The organism is Rhodococcus sp. X156 (assembly GCF_004006015.1).
Taxonomy (GTDB): domain Bacteria; phylum Actinomycetota; class Actinomycetes; order Mycobacteriales; family Mycobacteriaceae; genus X156.
The window spans coordinates 1,495,984-1,514,111 of sequence record NZ_CP034766.1 but is presented as its reverse complement, the minus strand read 5'-3'; the positions used below and the strand labels follow the sequence as shown (position 1 = coordinate 1,514,111).

The 18,128-nt window shown below is 71.4% G+C and carries 16 protein-coding genes; 4 read left to right on the top strand and 12 right to left on the bottom strand.

What is annotated here, in order from left to right:
* Positions 1 to 6: 6 nt before the first annotated feature.
* The 4 genes from ELX43_RS07155 to ELX43_RS07140 all read right to left on the bottom strand — a co-directional run bounded on the left by ELX43_RS07155 (position 7) and on the right by ELX43_RS07140 (position 4,241).
* Positions 7 to 966: an ABC transporter permease gene (locus ELX43_RS07155; protein ID WP_127782762.1), complete on the bottom strand. Its 960-nt coding sequence runs from the start codon at positions 964 to 966 to the stop codon at positions 7 to 9.
* The gene (locus tag ELX43_RS07150; RefSeq protein WP_127782761.1) at positions 959 to 1,885 is read right to left on the bottom strand and encodes an ABC transporter permease; all 927 of its coding nucleotides are present in this window, start codon (positions 1,883 to 1,885) and stop codon (positions 959 to 961) included. The genes ELX43_RS07155 and ELX43_RS07150 overlap by 8 nt, the downstream gene beginning before the upstream one ends.
* A gap of 81 nt (positions 1,886 to 1,966) precedes the next feature.
* The gene (locus tag ELX43_RS07145; protein WP_127782760.1) at positions 1,967 to 3,601 is read right to left on the bottom strand and encodes an ABC transporter substrate-binding protein; all 1,635 of its coding nucleotides are present in this window, start codon (positions 3,599 to 3,601) and stop codon (positions 1,967 to 1,969) included.
* A gap of 196 nt (positions 3,602 to 3,797) precedes the next feature.
* Positions 3,798 to 4,241 carry a GNAT family N-acetyltransferase gene (locus tag ELX43_RS07140; protein WP_127782759.1) on the bottom strand — a complete coding sequence of 148 codons (444 nt, stop codon included), beginning with the start codon at positions 4,239 to 4,241 and terminating at the stop codon, positions 3,798 to 3,800.
* Positions 4,242 to 4,280: 39 nt separating this feature from the next.
* Between ELX43_RS07140 and ELX43_RS07135 the strand changes: the two genes are divergently transcribed.
* Both ELX43_RS07135 and ELX43_RS07130 read left to right on the top strand, forming a co-directional pair.
* Complete coding sequence (locus tag ELX43_RS07135; RefSeq protein ID WP_127782758.1) at positions 4,281 to 5,270, top strand: alpha/beta hydrolase; 990 nt, start codon at positions 4,281 to 4,283, stop codon at positions 5,268 to 5,270.
* Between the two features lie 10 nt (positions 5,271 to 5,280).
* Positions 5,281 to 6,675: a mycothione reductase gene (locus ELX43_RS07130; protein ID WP_127782757.1), complete on the top strand. Its 1,395-nt coding sequence runs from the start codon at positions 5,281 to 5,283 to the stop codon at positions 6,673 to 6,675.
* Here ELX43_RS07130 and ELX43_RS07125 read toward each other — a convergent pair.
* Positions 6,672 to 7,076: a DUF5997 family protein gene (locus tag ELX43_RS07125; RefSeq protein WP_127784747.1), complete on the bottom strand. Its 405-nt coding sequence runs from the start codon at positions 7,074 to 7,076 to the stop codon at positions 6,672 to 6,674. The two genes, ELX43_RS07130 and ELX43_RS07125, sit on opposite strands and share 4 nt — an antisense overlap.
* Before the next feature lie 116 nt (positions 7,077 to 7,192).
* On the opposite strand from ELX43_RS07125, the gene ELX43_RS07120 reads away from it, so the two are divergent.
* The gene (locus tag ELX43_RS07120; RefSeq protein ID WP_127782756.1) at positions 7,193 to 8,197 is read left to right on the top strand and encodes a LysR family transcriptional regulator; all 1,005 of its coding nucleotides are present in this window, start codon (positions 7,193 to 7,195) and stop codon (positions 8,195 to 8,197) included.
* 13 nt (positions 8,198 to 8,210) lie between these two features.
* Here ELX43_RS07120 and ELX43_RS07115 read toward each other — a convergent pair whose 3' ends face one another.
* Entirely contained in the window at positions 8,211 to 9,050 is an 840-nt protein-coding gene (locus ELX43_RS07115) for an alpha/beta hydrolase (protein ID WP_127782755.1), read from the bottom strand.
* Between the two features lie 98 nt (positions 9,051 to 9,148).
* Between ELX43_RS07115 and ELX43_RS07110 the strand changes: the two genes are divergently transcribed.
* Positions 9,149 to 10,603: a sugar porter family MFS transporter gene (locus ELX43_RS07110; protein WP_127782754.1), complete on the top strand. Its 1,455-nt coding sequence runs from the start codon at positions 9,149 to 9,151 to the stop codon at positions 10,601 to 10,603.
* Between the two features lie 18 nt (positions 10,604 to 10,621).
* On the opposite strand, the gene map is transcribed toward ELX43_RS07110, so the two are convergent.
* The 6 genes from map to dxr form a co-directional block, all read right to left on the bottom strand.
* Positions 10,622 to 11,491, bottom strand: coding sequence for a type I methionyl aminopeptidase (gene map / locus ELX43_RS07105; RefSeq protein WP_127782753.1), 870 nt, complete (start codon positions 11,489 to 11,491; stop codon positions 10,622 to 10,624).
* A gap of 25 nt (positions 11,492 to 11,516) precedes the next feature.
* The gene (locus tag ELX43_RS07100; protein WP_127782752.1) at positions 11,517 to 13,352 is read right to left on the bottom strand and encodes a penicillin-binding transpeptidase domain-containing protein; all 1,836 of its coding nucleotides are present in this window, start codon (positions 13,350 to 13,352) and stop codon (positions 11,517 to 11,519) included.
* An 85-nt stretch (positions 13,353 to 13,437) separates the two neighbouring features.
* On the bottom strand, positions 13,438 to 14,256 hold the full coding sequence (locus ELX43_RS07095) for a GNAT family N-acetyltransferase (RefSeq protein ID WP_241249818.1): 819 nt from the start codon (positions 14,254 to 14,256) through the stop codon (positions 13,438 to 13,440).
* 95 nt (positions 14,257 to 14,351) lie between these two features.
* Complete coding sequence (gene ispG / locus ELX43_RS07090) at positions 14,352 to 15,512, bottom strand: flavodoxin-dependent (E)-4-hydroxy-3-methylbut-2-enyl-diphosphate synthase (protein ID WP_127782751.1); 1,161 nt, start codon at positions 15,510 to 15,512, stop codon at positions 14,352 to 14,354.
* Positions 15,513 to 15,540: 28 nt separating this feature from the next.
* Entirely contained in the window at positions 15,541 to 16,758 is a 1,218-nt protein-coding gene (locus ELX43_RS07085; protein ID WP_127784745.1) for a site-2 protease family protein, read from the bottom strand.
* A gap of 103 nt (positions 16,759 to 16,861) precedes the next feature.
* Positions 16,862 to 18,025, bottom strand: a complete 1,164-nt coding sequence (dxr, locus tag ELX43_RS07080) for a 1-deoxy-D-xylulose-5-phosphate reductoisomerase (RefSeq protein ID WP_127784744.1) — start codon at positions 18,023 to 18,025, stop codon at positions 16,862 to 16,864.
* Between the last annotated feature and the right edge of the window lie 103 nt (positions 18,026 to 18,128).

Sequence of the window (18,128 nt, the reverse complement as noted above, 5' to 3'; positions counted from 1 at the left end):
ACTCTCCTAACGGAGCTTCGGGTCGAGGGCCTGGCGCACCGCGTCACCGAGCATCACGAAGGCGAGCACGGTGATGGACAGGAAGCCGGCCGGGAAGAGCAGGGCGAAGGGAGCCGTGCGCAGGTAGGTCTGGGCGTCGCTGATCATCACGCCCCAGGAGACGACGGGGGCGTGCAGGCCGATGCCCAGGTAGGACAGGGTGGCCTCCGCACCGATGAACGCACCCAGGGAGATGGTGGCGTACACCAGCGTCGGGGCCAGGCAGTTGGGCAGCAGGTGGCGGAAGATGATCCGCCTGGTGCCGGCGCCCATGGAGCGGGCGGCCACCACGTAGTCGGCCTGCTTGGCCTGCATCATCGACGAGCGCATCACGCGGGTGGGCACCGGCCAGCCGAGCAGGATCAACGACCCGATCACCAGCGCCACGATGCCCACGGTGGAGGACACCGTGAACGTGGTGAGCACCACGATGGCGCCGAGCACGAAGGGGATGCCCAGGAAGATGTCGGCGATCCGGGAGAGCAGGGCGTCGAGCCAGCCGCCGTAGTAGGCCGCCACGATGCCCACCGCCACGCCCACCAGGGTGGTCCCCAGGGTGGCCAGCACGCCCACGATCAGCGAGTACCGCGCACCGTAGATGCAGCGCGCCAGCACGTCGTGGCCCTGCACGTCGGTGCCGAACCAGTGCGCCGAGGACGGGCCCAGGTTGCTCTGGCTCAGGTCGGCCGCCTGCGGGTCGACGTTGGTGAACAACCCCGGCCACAGCGACATCAGCAGCATCACCAGGATGATCACCGCGGAGACCAGGAACAGCGGGCTGCGGCGCAGGTCGCGCCAGGCGTCGGAGCCCAGGCTGCCCACCCGTTCCACCGGCGCCGTGCCGGCCGCGTCCTTGCCCGTCGGCTGGGGGTCGGCGGGGGCGGCGCCCGTGCCCACCTGGCTGGCGCCGAGCTGGGGTTCACTCATAACGGATCCTTGGGTCGAGTAGTCCGTACAGCACGTCCACCAGCAGGCTCATCAGCAGGTACACCAGCACCAGCACCACCACCAGGCCGGTCACCGTGGCGCCCTCCTTGACCTGGATGGCGCGGTAGACCTGGCGGCCGATGCCGTTGATGTTGAAGATGCCCTCGGTGACGATGGCACCGCCCATCAGCGCGCCGAAGTCGGTGCCGAAGAACGTCACCACCGGGATCAGCGAGTTGCGCAGCAGGTGCACCCCGATCACCCGGCGCTGGGGCAGGCCCTTGGCGACGGCGGTGCGCACGTAGTCCGCCCGGCGGTTCTCCACGATCGAGGTGCGGGTGATGCGGGTGGCGTAGGCCAGCGAGAGGCTCGCCAGCACGAAGGCCGGCATGATCAGCTCGTTCCACGGGGCCTTCGGCGAGACGGTCGGGTTGACCACGCCCCACTTGACGCCCAGCAGGTACTGCAGCACGAAGCCGGTAACGAACACCGGCAGCGAGATCAGCAGCAGGGTGGAGATGAGCACCAGGTTGTCGAAGAAGCCCTTGCGGCCCAGGCCGGTGAGCACGCCGGCCGCGATGCCGATCACGATCTCGATGAACAGCGCCAGCAGCGCCAGCCGGATGGTGATCGGGTACGAGGTCGAGATGATCTGGCTGATCGGCACGCCCGAGAAGGTGCTGCCGAAGTCACCCTGCAACAGGTTGCCCAGGTACTTGAAGTACTGGACGAAGATGTTGTCGTTCAGGTTGTACTTCTCGGTCATCTCGTTGATGAACGACTGCGGGCAGGCCCGCTGGCCGCACTTGCCGGCGAAGGGGTCACCGGGCACTGCGTAGACGAGGCAGTAGATGAGGAACGTCGTGCCCAGGAACACCGGGATCATCTGCAGCAGACGTCGAAGGATGTAGCGGCCCATGGGGATCTCCGAGTTGGCTCTGACTGGCCACGCGCACCACAGGCCGGCCACCCAGCAGGGTGAGCCGGCCTGTGGCGGGTGTCAGCTGTTGACCCTGACCTGCGTCAGGTCGAGCTCGAGGGTGTAGGACAGCTTGGCGTTGCTCAGGCGCTCAGAGTAGCCCGCCTTCTGCGTGACGCTCCACAGCGGGATCGCCGGCAGGTCCGCGGCCAGCATCTTCTCGGCCTCGATGAACGCCTTGTTCGACTCCGCGGGGTCGCTGATGGCAGCCGCCTTCAGCAGGGCCGCGTCGAACTCGGGGTTGCTGTACTTCGAGTCGTTCGCCGAGCCGGTGGTGGAGTACAGCGGGCTGAGGCCGTTCTCCAGGTTCGGGAAGTCGTAGGACCACGCGGACCGGAACAGGCCGGACATCTGCTTGGCGTTGATGGACTGGCGCAGGACGCTGAAGGTCGGCGTCGGGGTGGCCACGCAGTCGATGCCGATGCTCGACTTGATGCTGTTGCACACCGCCTCGGACCAGTCCTTGTGTCCACCGTCAGAGTTGTAGGTCAGCGTGAGCGGGCCGCTGAAGCCGCCGGCCTTGGCCAGCAGGTCCTTGGCCTTGGCCGGGTCGTACGTGCAGGCCTCCCCGCAGGTGTCCGCCTCGTAGCCGGTGATGGCCGGCGAGGAGAACGAGGTGGAGGGCACGTAGGTGTCGTTGAAGATGACCTTGGCGATCTGCTCGCGGTTGATCGACATGGAGATGGCCTTGCGCAGGTCGGCGTTGGCGAAGCGCTGGTCGTACATCGGCAGGCTCACCGTGGTCAGGCGCGGGGCGTCCTTGTCGAGCGTGCGGTCCATCAGGTCGGACTGGTACTTCTCACCGGCCAGCGCGGACGGCGGGAGCAGCTGCTGGAAGTCCAGGTTGCCCGACACGAGGTCGGCGTAGGCCGCCTCCGAGCTCTGGTACAGCTTGATGGTGACGTCCTTGACCTGGGGCTTCTCGCCCTTGTAGTCGTCCCACCGGGTGATCTTGATGTCGGTGTTGTCGTTCCACGCGACGAACTTGAACGGACCGTTGCCCACCGGGTTGCGGCCGAAGGCGACCGGGTCGGCGTAGAAGCTCTGCGGCAGCGGCGCGAAGACGTGGTAGCCCAGCTTCTGCTTGAACGGGCTGTACGGCGCGACCAGCTCGACCTTGATCTCGGTGGGGCTCACCACGGTGAGGCCGCTCATCGTCTTCGCCGTGGGCGCGGGTGCGTCCGTGCTGCCGGCGGGGGGCGTCGGGTTGACGTCCTGGTAGCCCTTGACCTGCTCGAAGAAGCTGGCGTTGAGCGCCGCGTTGGGGGCGTAGGCCGCCCAGTTCCACGCGTCCACGAAGCTCTTGGCGTCCACGGGGGTGCCGTCGTGGAAGGTGTAGCCGTCCTTGAGCTTGATGTCGTAGTGCTGCGCGTCGGTGGTGGTGATCGACTCGGCGATCTCCATCTTCAGGTCCGAGGTGTCGGTGTCGTAGCTGACGAGCCCGGTGAACATGACGTCGAGCGGGATGGACCCGCCCTCCTCGTTCGTGTTCGCCGGGACCAGCGGGTTCTCCGGCTGGGTGCCCTGGATCGAGATGGCGGCGTTCGGGTCGCTGCTTCCCCCACTTGAATCACTGCTGCTGCCGCCGCAGCCGGCGATCAACATCATCGCTGCCACGGGGAGCGCGACTGCCGCCGCGAACCGCTTTACCCGCATAGGTCGAGTCCTCTCGAAGTCAAGGCACGCCCGCTCGCCGATCGCGTTCCGGGCTCGCGCCCGAGCCATGTGCGGCTCAGACGGAGGGAACTTTAGTCCTCTGCTTACCCAGACTTTTTTCGCCGGCCTAACGAGATCGTGGCTGACGGTGCTCGGGTGACCACTACGGGTAGTGGTTAGAGCACCGGTTCCCGGCTCACGCTCCGGACCGCAGCATGGGCAGGTGCTTGATCCCATCTTCAACGAAAACTGAACCGTCCGAGGCGAATCCGTGCGTCTCGTAGAAGCCGACCATCGGCACCTGGGCGTTCAGCCGGCACGGCTGAGAACCCACCTCGGCCAGGGCCGCCTGCATCAGCCGACGGGCGTGACCGTGCCCCCGTGCGTGTCGAGCAACACACAGCCGACCGATCCGGAAGTCTCCCCCGTCACCGTCGGGCTGCATCAGCCGAACCGTGCCCAGCACGTTCTCGCCCTCCTGCAGCCACAGGTGGCGGGTCTGGGGCAGCAGGTCAGCGCCGTCCAGCTCGGGGTAGGGGCAGGCCTGCTCCACGACGAACACCTCGACGCGCAGGGCGAGGAGCCGGTAGAGCGTGGGGGTGTCCAGGTCGGCGGACCACGATCGGTGCACAGGAGTCATCCCCGATGGGTACCACACCTGCCCCTAGGATCGATCCCCATGACCGACTGGGAGCCCGACGTCCTCGGTGCCGACTACCAGCAGCTGGTGCTGCCGCTGGGCACGGATCCGGACGGGGAGTCCCCGGTCGTGGCCACCCTGGTGCGACACGCCACAACTGGGGCAGCACCGCGGGGTGCGTTCCTGCACGTGCACGGCTACACCGACTACTTCTTCCAGACCGGGCTGGCCGAGCACCTCACCGCGCTGGGCTACGCCTTCTACGCCCTCGACCTGCGCAAGTGCGGGCGGTCCATCCGGCCGGGACAGATGCCGCACTTCGTCAGCGACCTCGCCCTCTACGACGCCGAGCTGGACGAGGCGCTGCGGATCGTGCAGCAGGAGTCCGGCGGTGACCGCGTGGTGGTGGGCGGGCACTCCACCGGGGGTCTCGTCGTGCCGCTGTGGCTGGATCGCCGCCGACAGGCCGGGCTGCCCGCCCCGGACGGCCTGGTGCTCAACAGCCCGTGGTTCGACCTGCAGGGACCGGCGTACTACCGCAGCGCGGCGGGCACCGCCCTGATCGACACCGTGGGCCGGCTCGCGCCGAAGCGGGTGATCCCGGTGGGCAGCGCCGACGCCTACGGCACCAGCCTGCACCGCTCCGGCGGTGGCGAGTGGGACTACGACCTCTCCTGGAAGCCGCTGGTGGGCTTCCCCGCCCGCTTCGGCTGGATGCGCGCCGTGCGGCACGGCCAGGCCGCGCTGCACCGGGGCCTGGACGTGGGCTGCTCGTCGCTGCTGCTGCGCTCCACCCGCAGCCACTTCGCCACGGCGTACTCCCCCGACGTCGACACCGCCGACGCGGTGCTCGACGTGCACCAGATCGCCCGCTGGGCGGGGTGCCTGGGCGGCCGGACGCTGGTCGCCCCGATCGACGGCGCCCGCCACGACGTGTTCCTCTCGCAGGCCCCGGCGCGGGAGGCCGCCTACGCCGAGCTGGACGCCTGGCTGGCGGCGCTCCACGAGCAGGTCGACCTCGCGCGGTAGCGTTCACCGGGTGAAGCACTTCGACCTGGCAGTCATCGGCAGCGGCTCGGGCAACACGATCCTGGACCACCGCTTCGACGATCTCGACGTCGCGGTGCTCGAGCGGGGGATCTTCGGCGGCACCTGCCTCAACGTGGGGTGCATCCCCACCAAGATGTACGTCTACGCCGCGGACGTGGCCCGCACGGTGCAGCACGCCGAGCGCTACGGCATCGACGCCCACGTGGACCAGGTGCGCTGGCCGGACATCGTGGACCGGGTGTTCGGCCGGGTCGACCCCATCTCCGCCGGCGGACGGCGCTACCGCAGCGAGGGCACCCCCCGCACCACCGTCTACACCGGCGAGGCGCGCTTCACCGGTCCGCACACCATCGACACCGGTACCGGGGAGACCATCACCGCCGACCGCATCGTGATCGCCGCCGGGTCCCGGGCGATCGTGCCCGACGAGGTCCTCGACAGCGGGGTCACCTTCCACACCAACGACGACGTGATGCGGCTGCCCCGGCTGCCGGAGCGCCTGGTGATCGTGGGCGCCGGCTACATCGCCACCGAGTTCGCGCACGTCTTCTCCGCCTTCGGCAGCGCCGTCTCGCTGATCGGGCGCAGCGACGTCCTGCTGCGCCAGCTCGACCGCGGCATCGCCGAGCGCTTCACCGCCCTGGCCCAGGAGAAGTGGGACGTGCACCTGGGGCACGGCCTGGCCAAGGTGCGCCAGGGCAGCGACGTCGACGGCCACCCCGACATCGAGGTGGAGCTGACCAACGGCGACGTGGTCAGCGGCGACGCACTGCTGGTCGCGGCCGGGCGGCGCCCCAACTCCGACCTGCTGGACCTGGGCGCCGCCGGGGTCGGCACCCACCCGGACGGCCGGATCATGGTCGACGAGCAGCAGCGAGTGCTGTCCACCAACGGCGAGGTGGTCCCCGGCGTGTGGGCGCTGGGTGACGTCAGCTCGCCCTACCAGCTCAAGCACGTGGCCAACCACGAGGCGCGGGTGGTGCAGCACAACCTGCTGCACCCGGAGTCCCCGCGCACCACCAGCCACGCCCACGTGCCTGCCGCGGTGTTCACCGACCCGCAGATCGCCACCGTCGGGCTCACCGAGGAGCAGGCGCGCGAGCACGGGCTGGACGTCACCGTGAAGGTTCAGGCCTACGGCGACGTGGCCTACGGCTGGGCGATGGAGGACGTCGAGGGCGTCTGCAAGGTGATCGCCGAGCGCGGCACCGGCCGGCTGCTGGGCGCCCACGTGATGGGCGCGCAGGCCTCCACCGTGATCCAGCCGCTCATCCAGGCGATGTCCTTCGGCCTCTCGGCCACCGAGATGGCCACCGGCCAGTACTGGATCCACCCCGCGCTGGCGGAGGTGGTGGAGAACGCCCTGCTGGGCCTGGAGGTCTAGCTGGCCCGGGTCTGCGGCTTGCCGGACTGCTGCTTGGCGGACTGTGGCTTGCCGGACTGCTGCTTGGCCTCGCGCTGGCGGGCGCTCTCCGCGCGCACCCCGGCCTGCAGGCGCTGCTCGGCCTGCAGCCACTCCGGCGCCTCGGCGACCAGCGCGTCCACCTGCTCGGTGGTCAGCGCCTCGGTCACCCCTCCGCGGGCCAGCCCGGCGATGGAGATCTTCAGCTTGCGCGCGAGCACGCTGCGCGGGTGCGGGCCGGCCTGGCGCAGCTGCTGCAGCCACTCCGGCGGGTTGTTCTGCAGCTCCTCGAGCTCGGTGCGCGAGACCGTCCCCTCACGGAACTCCGCAGGGGCAGCAGGCAGGTAGATCTCCAGCTTCTTCGCCGCCGTGGCGGGCTTCATCGTCTGCTGCTTCTTCACCGGGGGTTCCTCGCTTCGATCACCACGTCAGCCTATCTGCAACGATCGACCCTGCTTCACCCCGCAAGCCTCGCTCCACCGACGAAGGGACTCCCCCGGTGCCCGCCGACCCCCGCCAGCTGCGCCACTTCGTGGCCGTGGCCGAGCAGCCCAGCTTCACCAAGGCCGCCCGGTCGCTGGGCGTCGCTCGCACCGAGCTGAGCCGCAGCCTCGCCGCGCTGCAGGAGCAGGTCGGTGAGCCGCTGGTGGTGCCGGGCGAGCAGCCCACCCGGCTGACCGCGGCCGGCGAGGCGCTGCTCACCCAGGCGCGGTCAGCGCTGGCCGAACCGGATCCCCGCGGCTCCGAGACCGCCGACGACGCGCCACGGGAGCAGACCTTCACCGTGGGCTACGTGCCCGGGGTGACGCTGGCCAAGTGGAGCCGCGTGTGGTCCGAGCGGATGCCCACGGTGCCCCTGCGCGCAGTGGGGGTGGAGGTGGCCGAGCAGGTGGACGCGCTGCGGTCCGGGCGGGTGGACGTGTGCCTGGTGCGGCTGCCCGTGCAGCGCGAGGGGCTGAGCGTCGTGCGCCTCTACGAGGAGGTGCCGGTGGTGGTGGTGCCCAAGGACCACCCGGTGGCGCTCTTCGATGCGGTGGGGGTGGCCGACCTCGCCGACGAGCACCTGCTGCAGGACCCGGACACCGTGCCGGAGTGGCGCGACGTCGCCTCGGAGCTGCGCACCGGCGAGCGCCCGACCGTGGCCGAGGAGCTGACCGACGCCCAGCGCATCGAGCTGGTGGCCGCCGGGCTGGGCATCGTCGTCGTCCCGCAGTCGATCGCCCGCCTGCACGCCCGCCGCGACCTCGTCTACCGCCCGGTGCACGACGTGGCGCCGTCCCCGGTGGCGCTGGCGTGGGTGCCCGAGCGCAACAGCGACCTGGTGGAGACCTTCTTCGGCGTGGTCAAGGGCCGCACCGCCCGGAGCTCCCGCGGCGCCGACCCGGCACCCGCCGAGCCGGCCCCGCGAGCAGGACGCACCAGGCAGCCCCAGAAGCAGGCCGGCGGTGCCCGGGGTGGCAGGTCCGGTGCCCGTGGGGGTGCGCGCAAGCCCCGCCGCGGCTGAGCGGGCCCGGCTCCTACCAGGGGCTGGAGCGCAGCACGATCTCCGCGGCCAGCTCGGCGGCGGCCTCCTCGGGGATCCAGTGCGTCACCCCGGGCAGCTCGACGAAGCGGTAGTCGGCCAGCACGTGCCTGCGGCTGGCCTCGGCCTGGGTGCGGCCCAGCGACGTGTCCCCGGTGCTCCACAAGTAGGTGGTGGCCACCTCCACCGCCGGACACTCGCGGTAGTCCTCCCCGCGCATGGCGCGGTACCAGCTCAGCGCGGCGGTGAGCGCACCTGGCTCCAGCAGCGGCTCGACGCTGGCGGCTACCTGCTCCGCGGTCTGCCCCCCGGTGGCCACCATGGCCCGCAACCGCCGCCCGTCGTCGGCCAGCAGCAGGTCCTCGGCCTTTCCGGGCTGGGCGAACAGCTGCATGTAGCTCGAGGACTCCTTCTGCGCGGAGTCGTTGCGCAGCGCGTCGGCGAAGGCCACCGGGTGCCCGACGCTGGCCACCACCAGGCTGCTGACCCGGTTGGGGTGCCGGGCGGCCACCTGCCACGCCACCGCCGCACCCCAGTCGTGGCCCACCAGGTGCGCCCAGCCCACGTCCATGGCGTCCAGCAGGGCGATGACGTCACCGACCAGGTGGGGCATGCGGTAGTCCTCGACCCCGGTCGGGCGGGCCCCCGGGGAGTAGCCGCGCTGCGCGGGGACGATGGTGCGCAGCCCTGCCGCGTGCAGCCGCGGCAGCACCGCGTCGTAGCAGTGCGGACTCTGCGGGAACCCGTGCAGCAGCACCACCGGGGTGTCCGCCGGGTCACCCCCGAGGTGGACGTCGAAGGTGTGCTCACCACAGGTCACCTGTTCCACCGACATGAGCCGACGCTACCCGTCGGCTCCCCGGCACCCCCGGAGCGTCGGGCGTACCGTCGCGGCTGACGCGCATGCCTGGCCACGGGGAGGCGGAACGACCGATGAGCACCGGAGCCACGAGCAGCACCCCCGCCCGGTCCGAACCACCCGCCGGAGGAGCCAGCGTCGCCCACGCCCTGCTGTTCTCCCTCGCGGCCGCGCTGGGCGGTTTCCTCTTCGGCTACGACACCGCCGTGATCAACGGTGCGGTCAAGGCGATCCAGTCTCGCTTCAACGCCGGCACCGCCGCGACCGGGCTGACCGTGTCCCTCGCCCTGATCGGCGCCGCCCTCGGGGCCTGGGTCGCCGGGGCGGTCGCGGGCAGGTTGGGGCGGCTGTGGACGATGCGCATCGCCGCGGTGCTGTTCATCGTGAGCTCGGTGGGCTCGGCCCTGGCCTTCTCGGTGGTCGACCTCGCCTGTTGGCGGGTCGTGGGTGGTGTCGCGGTAGGCATCGCGTCGGTCATCTCCCCCGCCTACATCGCCGAGATCTCCCCGGCCGCCTACCGCGGGCGGTTGGGATCGATGCACCAGCTGGCCATCGTGCTGGGCATCGCCGTGTCGTCGCTGGTCAACTACGCCCTCGCCGAGGCCGCTGGTGGCTCGCGCGGTGAGATCGCCGGGCTCGAGGCCTGGCGGTGGATGCTGATGGCCGCGGCCTTCCCCGGTGCGCTGTACCTGCTGATGACCTACACGCTGCCGGAGTCGCCGCGCTTCCTGGTGGCCAAGGGCAAGACGGCGGTGGCAACGAAGATCCTGGCCAGCCTGGAGGGCGGGAACACCGAGCAGGTGGACCACCGCATCGAGGAGATCCGGGTGTCGCTCAAGCTGGAGGAGCGCTCCCGGGTTCGCGACCTGTTCACCGGCCAGCACAAGATGGTTCCGCTGGTGCTGCTCGGCGTGGCGCTCGCCGCGCTGCAGCAGCTGGTCGGCATCAACGTGATCTTCTACTACTCGGCCTCGCTGTGGCAGTCCGTCGGGATCGGCGAGGACCGCTCCCTGCTCATCAGCGTGGTGAGCGCGGTGGTCAACATCGTGGGCACCTTCGTGGCCATCGCGGTGATCGACAAGATCGGGCGCCGTCCGCTGCTGGCCATCGGCTCGGTGGGCATGACCGTGGCCCTGGGCATCGCCTCGTGGTGCTTCTCCCACGCGGAGGCGGTGGCCGCCTCCACCGACGGCACCGCCGCCGCGGCCGAGCTGCCCTCCCCGTACGGCACCATCGCGCTGGTCGCCGCCAACGGCTTCGTGTTCTTCTTCGCGCTGTCCTGGGGCCCGGTGGTGTGGGTGCTGCTGAGCGAGATGTTCCCCAACCGCTCCCGCGCGGCCGCGGTGGCGGTAGCCACCTCGGCCAACTGGATCGCCAACTTCGCGGTGACGGTGACCTTCCCGACCTTCTCCGCGGCGAACCTCTCGCTCACCTACGCCGGCTACGCCGCGATGGCCGCGGTCTCCCTGGTGGTGGTGATCTTCTTCGTCAAGGAGACCAAGGGCCGCACCCTGGAGGAGAACGGCTAGCCCCTGCCCTGCCCGCGGTCAGGGCAGGGTGAGGATCTCCGCGCCGGTGGCGGTCACCACGATGGTGTGCTCGAACTGCGCGGTCCAGCTCTTGTCCTTGGTGAGCACCGTCCAGCCGTCGTCCCACTGGTCGTAGTCGATGCCGCCCAGGGTGATCATCGGCTCGATGGTGAAGGTCATGCCCTCCTCGATGACCGTCTCCACGCTGGGCTGGTCGTAGTGCAGCACCACCAGGCCGCTGTGGAACGACCGCCCGATGCCGTGGCCGGTGAAGTCCCGCACCACGCCGTAGCCGAACCGGCTGGCGTAGGCCTCGATCACCCGGCCCACCACGTTGAGCTGGCGCCCCGGCTTGACCGCCTTGATCGCCCGCATGGTGGCCTCGTGGGTGCGCTCGACGAGGTCGCGCACCTCGGGCGCGACGTCGCCGGCGAGGAAGGTGGCGTTGGTGTCGCCGTGCACGCCACCGATGAACGCGGTGACGTCGATGTTCACGATGTCGCCGTCCTGGATCACCGTGGTGTCCGGGATGCCGTGGCAGATCACCTCGTTCAGCGAGGTGCAGCAGCTCTTGCTGAAGCCGCGGTAGCCCAGCGTGGAGGGGTAGGCGCCGTGGTCGACGAGGAACTCGTGCACCACGCGGTCCACCTCGTCGGTGGTGACGCCCGGCGCCACCACCTTGCCGCCCTCCTGCAGCGCCTGGGCCGCGATCTTGCTGGCCACCCGCATCGCCTCGATGACCTCCGGCGGCTGCACCCAGGGGTCGTTGCTCGGCGTCGGCGCCGGCTTGCCGACGTACTCCGGACGCGGGATCGACTGGGGAACCGTGCGGATCGGGGTGGGGTGCCCCGGGGTCAGGGGCGGACGGGCGGTGGTGAAGACAGACATGGGCCCAGCCTAGTCAACGCCCCGGTCAGTAGCCCGCGGGCAGCGCAGCGAGCACCTGGCCGGTGACGCCCACGGCGCCGGCCGAGCTTCCTCCCCCCACCACGAGGGTGGCGAAGGCGACGTCGCCGCGGTAGCCGATGAACCAGGAATGCGACCGGGTGCCGTCCCCGAACTGCGCCTCGCCGGTCTTGCCGTGCACCTGCCCCTGCTCGGCCACGCCACGTCCGGACCCACCGGTGACCACCTCGCGCATCATCACCCGCAGCTGGTCGAGCACCGGGGCCGGCAAGGCCGGAGCGCTGCCCGCCACCGCGGTGGGCGCGCCCTGTACCAGCACCGGCGCCGGGGTGGTGCCCCGGGCCACCGTGGCGGCCACCAGCGCCATGCCGAACGGGCTGGCCTGCACGTCACCCTGGCCGATGGAGTCCTCGGCGCGCTTGACCAGGTCCGCGGTGGGCGGCACCTTGCCGGTGACGGTGGTCATCCCGGCCGCGGTGTAGTCCATCCCGATGCCCAGCGAGCGGGCCGTGGTGCTCAGCGCATCGGCTCCCAGCGCGCCGGACAGCTGGGCGAAGGTGGTGTTGCAGGAGGCGGCGAACGCCGTGCGCAGGGGGACCTCGCCGAGCGCGAAGTCGTTGTAGTTGGGGATCACCCGGACCCCGCCGACCACCGTGGTGGCCGGGCACGCGCTGGGGGTCTCGGCGGTGACGGTGCCCGCCTGCAGCACGGCGGCGGCAGTCACCGTCTTGAAGGTGCTGCCCGGCTCGTACAGGCCGGTCAGCGCCACTGGTCCGGCGGCGTCGGCCGCGGCGTTCTGGGCCACGGCCAGCACCTCCCCGGTGGACGCCTTCAGCGCCACCGTCATCGCCGGCTCCGGCTTGCTGCGCACGGCGTTCTGCGCGGCCTGCTGCACGCCGTGGTCGAGGGTGAGCCGCACCGCCGCGGCAGGCTCCGCGGCGGTGGTGGCCAGGGTCTCCACCTGCGCACCGTTGGGTCCCACGGTGACCACGCGCCAACCGGCCCGCCCGGCCAGGTCGTCCTGCACCGTGGAGCTGACCTCGCGGAGCAGGGTGGGCGCCACGGTGGGGTCGACGCTGAGCAGCGCGGCCTGGCTGCTGAAGCTGACGCCCGGCAGCTCGTAGATCGCGGCCTTCACCGCCAGGTAGTCGTTCTCCCGCAGCGTCACCACCGGGTAGGGCGCCGCCCCGCCGGTGGCCACCCCGTCCATGATGGACTGGGTGGTGATCGCGGGGTCGAACCGGCTGACCGCTGCGGCGAGGTCGCGGGCCACGGCAGGCACGTCGCCGGCCGCGGCGGGGTCGAGGGTCACCCGCACCACCACGCCGGGGTTGAGCAGCGCCTGGCCGTTGCGGTCGAGCACCGACGCGGTGGGCGCGGGGTCCGCCCGAACGGCCAGGGACTGGTTGTCGGCCAGCCTCGGGTGCAGGTTGGCGCTGCTCCAGCGGACCGTCCAGTCCCCTCCCGTGCGCCCGAGCTTCAGCTGGCCGGTGTGGGTCCAGGTGCGTTGCTGGGCCAGGTGCCAGTGCGCGGTGAAGTCGGCGGTGGCGGTGCCGTCGGAGGTGCGGACCTCCCCCAGCTCGGTGTCCACCGACTCCGCCCCCAGACCGGTGCGGGTCGTCTCGATCGCCGCACGCGCCGCGTCGGGCTGGTCGGTGGCGGCTCCGGCCGCGGCCAGGTCACCGGCGGAGAGCCCTTGCAGGAACCGGGACGCTGCGTCGGCGGCGCTGGGCCCGCTGGTGCAGGCGGTGAGCGAGCCGGTGACCATCAGCACCGCCAGCAGCACGGCCGCCAGCAGTCGCGGGCCAGCCAGGGTGCGGGGTCGCGCAGAGACGGTGACCATCGCCGCCCAGCATAAGCACCGGCACACCGAAACCCTTGGCGCCCAGCAGCCGGGCCGGCTCTAGTGCAGGAGCACGGTACTGGCTCTAGTGCAGGAGCACGGTGGCAAACGTGGCCACCTCGTGGAAGCCGATCCGCTCGTACACCCGTCGTGCGGTGGCGTTGAAGTCGTTGACGTACAGGCTGGGCAGCCGGTGGGAGCTGCGGATGGCGGCGGCCACCGCGGCGGTCCCCGCTCCGGCGAGCCCGCTGCCGCGCCGCTCCGGGGCCACCCACACGCCCTGGATCTGCCCGGTGGTGCTGGAGCTGGCGCCCACCTCCGCCTTGTAGACCACTGCGCCGTCCTCGAACCGCGCGTAGGCCCGGCCCTCGGCGATGTGCTCGACCACCCGGCGGCGGTAGGCAGCGCCACCGTCGGCGGCGGTGGGGTCGATCCCCATCTCCTCGATGAACATGGCCACCGACGCGGGCAGGTACGCGGGCAGGTCGCTGGGACAGACCCGGCGCACGTGCGGGTCGGGCGTCACCAGCGGCGCACCCGGCAGCGCCAGCAGCGGCTGCCGCGCACGCACCTCACGAGCGGGACCCCACCAGTCCTCCAGCAGCTCCCACATGGGCAGCACGAGGTGCGCCATGCCCACCAGCGACGAGCAGGCGCGGGGCTGGCGCCGGGCCAGCTCGGCGAACATCGCCACCGCTTCCGGCGAGCCGTGCACCGGGATGAGGTTGGCGCCGGAGTAGCACAGCGACCGCCCCGGGTGGTCGACCGTCCACAGCTCGGCGCCGAGCCGGTTGGGGGTCACTCCGTGGGCCTCCACCCGGGCGAGCACCATGCAGTTGGCCACCGGATCGGTGCCCAGCCCGCGCACCACCTCGTCGGCGTCGGCCTGTCCCAGCCGGCGCACGACAGCCCGGCGGTCGTCCCACGGTTGCGCGCCCGCACCGACCCGGAGCACGGCTCAGCCCGCCGCGCGGCGGCCCAGCGGGCCCAGCGGGCACATCAGCCGACGGTCACAGCAGGCTCGCCGGAGGTGGCACCGCTGTCCTTCATCTGATCCGCGATCTTCATCGCCTCCTCGATCAAGGTCTCCACGATCATCGCCTCGGGAACGGTCTTGATCACCTCGCCCTTGACGAAGATCTGGCCCTTGCCGTTGCCCGACGCCACGCCCAGGTCGGCCTCGCGGGCCTCACCGGGCCCGTTGACGACGCAGCCCATCACCGCCACGCGCAGCGGCACCTCCATGCCCTCCAGGCCCGCGGTGACCTGGTCGGCCAGCGTGTAGACGTCCACCTGGGCCCGCCCGCAGGAGGGGCAGGAGACGATCTCCAGCTTGCGCGGGCGCAGGCCGAGGGACTGCAGGATCTGGTTGCCGACCTTGACCTCTTCGATGGGAGGGGCAGACAGGGACACGCGGATGGTGTCGCCGATGCCGCGGGAGAGCAGCGACCCGAAGGCCACCGCCGACTTGATCGTGCCCTGGAAGGCCGGTCCGGCCTCGGTGACGCCCAGGTGCAGCGGGTAGTCGCACTGCTCGGCGAGCAGCTCGTAGGCGCGGACCATGGTGACGGGGTCGTTGTGCTTCACCGAGATCTTCAGGTCGTTGAACCCGTGCTCGGCGAACAGCCCGGCCTCCCACAGCGCCGACTCCACCAGTGCCTCCGGGGTGGCCTTGCCGTGCTTGGTGAGGATGCGCGGGTCCAGCGAGCCCGCGTTGACGCCGATGCGGATGGGGATGCCGGCGTCCTTGGCCGCCAGCGCCACCTCCTTGACCCGGCCGTCGAACTCCTTGATGTTGCCGGGGTTGACCCGCACGGCCGCGCAGCCGGCGTCGATCGCGGCGAAGATGTAGCGCGGCTGGAAGTGGATGTCGGCGATCACCGGCAGCTGGCTCTTGGCCGCGATGGCCTTGAGCGCCTCGGCGTCCTCGGTGCGCGGGCACGCCACCCGGACGATGTCGCAGCCCGCGGCGGTCAGCTCGGCGATCTGCTGCAGGGTGGCGTTGACGTCGTGGGTGCGGGTGGTGGTCATGGACTGCACCGACACGGGAAAGTCGCTGCCCACCCCCACGTCACCGACGTGCAGCTGGCGGGTGGGGCGACGCGGGGCGAGCACCGGCTGGGGTGCCTCCGGCATGCCGAGCGTGACGGGTGTGGTCACGATCGTCCTTCCTCGAAGAGTGTGCTGCTCACGGGAACAGCTGGATCGGGTTGACGACGTCGGCGATCACCGTGAGCACGGTGACGCCGCCGCCGATGATGAGCACCACGTAGGTCAGCGGGAGCATCTTGGTGTAGTCCACCGGTGCCGCCTTCGCCTTGCCGAGCGCCCTGCGGACCATGTCCCGGACCTTCTCGTAGGTGGTGATGGCCATGTGGCCGCCATCCAGGGGCAACAGCGGCAGCAGGTTGAAGATGCCGATGAAGAAGTTGAGGCTCGCGAGCAGCAGGATGAAGACCTCCCACAGCCCGCGCTCGGCGACCTGGCCGCCGATCACGCTGGCGCCGACCACGCTGATCGGCGTGTCCGCGCTGCGCTCCTCGCCGCCGATCGACCGCACCACCGCGGGCACCTTCTCCGGGAACTTGAGCAGGCTCTCCCAGGTCTTCTCGAACATGGTGCCGGTGAACGCCACGGTGCCCGGGATCGCGGAGACCGCGTTGTGCTCGGTGGGTGCGTAGCTGACCGGCGAGACGCCGATGGCGCCGACGGTGGCCGGCTGGGGCTCGGGGTCGCCCGGCCGGACCACGTAGCGCTGCACGGGCTCGACGTCGATGGTGAGGGTGACCTCGCGCCCGTCCCGCTCGACGGTGAACGGCGCCGGGCCGGTGAGGGCCTGGGTGGCTGCGATGACGTCGGCGAAGGTGGGGGTGGGCTTGCCGTCGACGGCGACGATGGTGTCGCCGGCCTGCAGCCCGGCCCGCTGTGCCGGGCCCTCGCCGGTGCACTCGGCGTAGCTGCCGTCCGCGGACTGGGTGGGGGCCACGCAGCCCACCGCACCGGCCACGGCCTTGTCGGTGGCGTCGAGGTTGGGCAGGCCGAAGCCGACGGCCAGCACGTAGATGAGGACCATGCCCAGGGCGAAGTGCGAGATGGGCCCACCGAGCATGACCGCGATCCGCTTCCAGGCGCTCTGCTTGTACATCGCCCGGTCGACCTCGTCCGGGTCGAGCTCGTCCAGCGCGGTCATCCCGGCGATGTCGCAGAACCCACCGGCCGGGATGGCCTTGAAGCCGTACTCGGTCTCACCGCGGCGGAAGGAGAACAACCGGGGTCCGAAGCCGATGAAGTAGCGCCGCACCTTCATGCCGAAGGCCTTGGCGATCAGCAGGTGACCGAACTCGTGCAGGGCGATCGAGAAGCCGATCCCCAGCGCGAACAGCACCACGCCGAAGGCAAAGACCATCTCCACAACTCCTATTGTCCGCCTTGCCGGGTGCCGTCGCGCTCAACGGTACCGGCTGAGCCCGGTGGCGCTGGCTCTCCGTGACCAGATCGGCGGTGCTGTGTCACCGCCGACGCTGCTGGGTCAGCTCCCGGGACCGGGCGCGGGCCCAGTCCTCCGCCGCCAGCACGTCGGCCACCCCGCTCGGCACCGCCCGGTGGGCGTCCGCCTCGCCCAGCACCGCCGCAACGGTGCGCACGATGTCGGGGAAGCTCACGGCGCCGGCCAGGAACGCCGCCGCGGCCTCCTCGTTGGCGGCGTTGTACACCGCGGGCAGGCACCCGCCGCCGGTGCCGGCCTCCCGGGCCAGGGCCACCGCGGGGAACACCTCCTCGTCCAGCGGCTCGAAGGTCCAGGTGGCGGCGGTGTTGAAGTCGCACGCGGCGGCGGCACCGGCGATGCGGTCGGGCCAGCCCAGCGCCAGGGCGATGGGCAGCCGCATGTCCGGCGGGCTGGCCTGGGCCAGGGTGGAGCCGTCGGCGAAGGTGACCATGGAGTGCACGATCGACTGCGGGTGCACGGTGACGTCGATGCGGTCGTAGGGCGTGCCGAACAGCAGGTGCGTCTCGATGAGCTCCAGGCCCTTGTTCACCAGGGTGGCGGAGTTGAGGGTGTTCATCGGGCCCATCGACCAGGTGGGGTGCGCACCCGCCTGTTCCGGGGTGACGCCGCGCAGCTGCGCCGCGCTCCAGCCGCGGAAGGGCCCACCCGAGGCGGTGAGCACCAGGCGCGCCACCTCCCCGGCGGCGCCACCGCGCAGGCACTGGGCGAGCGCGGAGTGCTCGGAGTCCACCGGCACCAGCTGGCCGGGCGCGGCCGCGGCCAGCACCAGCGGTCCGCCCGCCACCAGCGACTCCTTGTTGGCCAGCGCCAGCCGCGCCCCGGTGGCCAGCACGGCCAGGGTGGGGCGCAGGCCCAGCGAGCCCACCAGGGCGTTGAGCACCACGTCGGCCGGCACCGCCTGGACCAGCTCGGTGGCCGCGTCCGGACCGTCGAGCACCTGCACCGCGCCCAGGTCATGGGCAGCGAGGGCGGCGCGCAGCTCGGTCGCAGCGGTGCGGTCGGCCACCGCCACCGCGGCGACCCCGGTGGCGCGCACCTGGGCCAGCAGCGCGTCCACGTTGCCCCCACCGGCGGCCAGGCCCACCACGGTGAAGCGCCCCGGGTTGGTGGCGATCACCTCCAGCGCCTGCGTGCCGATGGAGCCGGTGCTGCCCAGCAGCAGCACCCGGGCCGGAGCGGCCGAGCCGGCGGCCGCGCCCGGACCGGGTGTGCCGGCGCTGGCGGAGGTGCTGGTTCTGGTGCTGGTGCTGGTGCTCACGGGGGTGCCA

Coding starts and splice junctions, on each gene's coding strand:
- ELX43_RS07145 (WP_127782760.1), bottom strand. CDS start 3,601: ATGCGGGTAAAGCGGTTCGCGGCGGCAGTCGCGCTCCCCGTGGCAGCG.
- ELX43_RS07100 (WP_127782752.1), bottom strand. CDS start 13,352: ATGGTCACCGTCTCTGCGCGACCCCGCACCCTGGCTGGCCCGCGACTG.
- ELX43_RS07135 (WP_127782758.1), top strand. CDS start 4,281: ATGACCGACTGGGAGCCCGACGTCCTCGGTGCCGACTACCAGCAGCTG.
- ELX43_RS07125 (WP_127784747.1), bottom strand. CDS start 7,076: ATGAAGCCCGCCACGGCGGCGAAGAAGCTGGAGATCTACCTGCCTGCT.
- ELX43_RS07150 (WP_127782761.1), bottom strand. CDS start 1,885: ATGGGCCGCTACATCCTTCGACGTCTGCTGCAGATGATCCCGGTGTTC.
- ELX43_RS07085 (WP_127784745.1), bottom strand. CDS start 16,758: ATGGTCTTTGCCTTCGGCGTGGTGCTGTTCGCGCTGGGGATCGGCTTC.
- ELX43_RS07110 (WP_127782754.1), top strand. CDS start 9,149: ATGAGCACCGGAGCCACGAGCAGCACCCCCGCCCGGTCCGAACCACCC.
- ELX43_RS07155 (WP_127782762.1), bottom strand. CDS start 966: ATGAGTGAACCCCAGCTCGGCGCCAGCCAGGTGGGCACGGGCGCCGCC.
- map (WP_127782753.1), bottom strand. CDS start 11,491: ATGTCTGTCTTCACCACCGCCCGTCCGCCCCTGACCCCGGGGCACCCC.
- ELX43_RS07115 (WP_127782755.1), bottom strand. CDS start 9,050: ATGTCGGTGGAACAGGTGACCTGTGGTGAGCACACCTTCGACGTCCAC.
- ELX43_RS07140 (WP_127782759.1), bottom strand. CDS start 4,241: ATGACTCCTGTGCACCGATCGTGGTCCGCCGACCTGGACACCCCCACG.